We start from the raw sequence: 1941 nt of genomic DNA, 5'->3' as shown, positions 1-1941 counted from the left end.
GCCGGTCGCCGCTGCCCCCGCCGTCACTGCGGCGGTGCAGCGGCCGGGCCGTGCACCGCCCTTCCCGCCCCGGCCCGGGCTTCACCGGTTCCGCCGGGCGGCCGCACGCCGTGCGGCCGCCGCGCGGCGCCCGGACGTGCCCGGGGGACGCGGGCCGGCGGCGCCGGCCGGTGCCAGGTCGGCGCTGCCCGGTCCCTCGGAGGACCCGGGGGCGGCGCCGTGGATGCCTCCTGCCGTCAGGAACCACCATGGGACGTCTCGTCCGTACTCTCCGCCTCCCCGGCTGTCGCCGGGCCGAGGCCCAGGCTGCCCAGCAGCCGTTCCGTCCACTCCGGCGACGGGCCGTCGGCGGCCCGCGTCAGGGCCTGGAGCCGCCGGGCGGCGGCCAGCCACTCGGCACAGTCGGCGCAGTGCACCGCGCGGTCGTCCGCGGGTGCCTCGCCGTCGAGCTGCGCGGAGGTGGCCGCGCGGTAGTCGGCACAGGTCATCCGCCCATGCTCCACCACGGCGCCGCCCGGGCGGTAGCGCCGTCCGCACCGGGAGACCGCGGCCGACGGGCGGTGCGCCGTGGATGACACCCTGCTGACCGAGCTGGCGCTGGCCGCCCGGCACGGGCGGGCCGAGGACGTGGAGGCGTTCGTCCGGGCGACCCAGCGCGATGTGTGGCGGTTCGTCGCCCATCTGACCACCCCGGACGCGGCCGACGACCTGGCCCAGGAGACCTTCCTGCGGGCGCTGCGCAGCCTGCCCGGGTTCGCCGGCCGCTCCTCGGCCCGCACCTGGCTGCTGTCGATCGCCCGGCGGACGGTGATCGACCGCTACCGCAGTGCCGCGGCGCGGCCGCAGTGCGCGGACCTGCCGGACTGGGAGGAAGCGGTGGAACGTCAGCGGCCACCCGCGACGGGCGGCTTCGAGGACGGGATAGCGCTCGGCGACCTGCTCGCCCGGGTACCCGCGCAGCGCCGGGAGGCGTTCGTCCTGACCCAGGTGGTCGGGATGAGCTACGGCGAGGCGGCCGAGGTCGCGGGCTGCCCGATCGGCACGGTGCGCTCCCGGGTCGCCCGGGCGCGGGAGCAACTGGTGGCGTTGCTGCGGGAGGCGGAGACCGCGGACCGCTGCGTGGAGCCGGTCGGGGCGGTGCGGCCGGCCGGCTGAACCCGGGCCGGTCCGGGTGCACGGGGGATACGGGTTGCCGGCCGGTCCGGGCCGGAACGGGTGCACGGGTGCCGACCGGTCCGGGCGGGTGCGCGGACCGCGGGATTCCTTCAGGTGTTCGGGAACCTCCCGCGCTCCGCGTCCGACTGGTGGGGCGGGCATCGCCGGCCGGCGGCGCCCGCCCCCACCGCGGAAGGACCCGAGATGACCCGGACGGCCGACCAGGCGCCGCCGCAACAGGACCGCTGGGGCCTGGTCGCCGTCGCCGGGCTTCTGTCGTTCACCGCCTTGCTGGACATGAACGCCGTCAACCTGGCACTGCCGGCGGTCGCGAACGACCTGGGGGTGGCCCAGAGCACCGCACAGTGGGCCGCGCTCGGCTACCAACTCCCGCTCGTGGCCCTGCTGCTGCCGGCCGGCCGGTGGCTGGACGGGGTCGGGCTGCGGGCCGCCGTGCAGCTGGCCGCGGGCGGGTTCGCGCTGGGCGGGGCGGCATCCGCGCTGGCTCCGACGGCGGGCTGGCTGATCGCCGCGCGGGCCGCCCAGGGGGTGTTCGGCGCACTGGTGTTCGTCCTGATGCCGGTCGTGGCGGCGCGGGCCGTCCGACCCGCGCTGCGGGCCCGGGCGTTGAGCGTGCCGGCCACCCTCGGCCCGCTCGGTGCGGTGACCGGCCCGGCGCTCGGCGGTCCGCTGCTGGACGCGGCGGGCTGGCGGGCCGTCCTGCCGATCGCCGTGCCGGTCTGCCTCGCCACGGTGTGGACGGTGCGCCGCACCGCGCCGCAGGGC

The 1941-nt window shown here is 78.6% G+C and carries 3 protein-coding genes; 2 read left to right on the top strand and 1 reads right to left on the bottom strand.

Features of this window, described 5'->3' with window-relative positions:
• Positions 1–236: 236 nt before the first annotated feature.
• Complete coding sequence (locus tag KSNIM_RS32040; RefSeq protein WP_263106644.1) at positions 237–488, bottom strand: hypothetical protein; 252 nt, start codon at positions 486–488, stop codon at positions 237–239.
• A 79-nt stretch (positions 489–567) separates the two neighbouring features.
• On the opposite strand from KSNIM_RS32040, the gene KSNIM_RS32035 reads away from it, so the two are divergent.
• Positions 568–1155, top strand: coding sequence for a sigma-70 family RNA polymerase sigma factor (locus KSNIM_RS32035; RefSeq protein WP_317634079.1), 588 nt, complete (start codon positions 568–570; stop codon positions 1153–1155).
• Between the two features lie 204 nt (positions 1156–1359).
• The coding region (locus KSNIM_RS32030) for an MFS transporter (protein ID WP_263106643.1) at positions 1360–1941 on the top strand (582 nt) is incomplete at its 3' end.

It is taken from the genome of Kitasatospora sp. DSM 101779 (assembly GCF_025655475.1).
Classification (GTDB): Bacteria; Actinomycetota; Actinomycetes; order Streptomycetales; family Streptomycetaceae; genus Kitasatospora.
This window is presented reverse-complemented; position numbering and strand designations above follow the sequence as displayed.

Coding starts and splice junctions, on each gene's coding strand:
- KSNIM_RS32040 (WP_263106644.1), bottom strand. CDS start 488: ATGACCTGTGCCGACTACCGCGCGGCCACCTCCGCGCAGCTCGACGGC.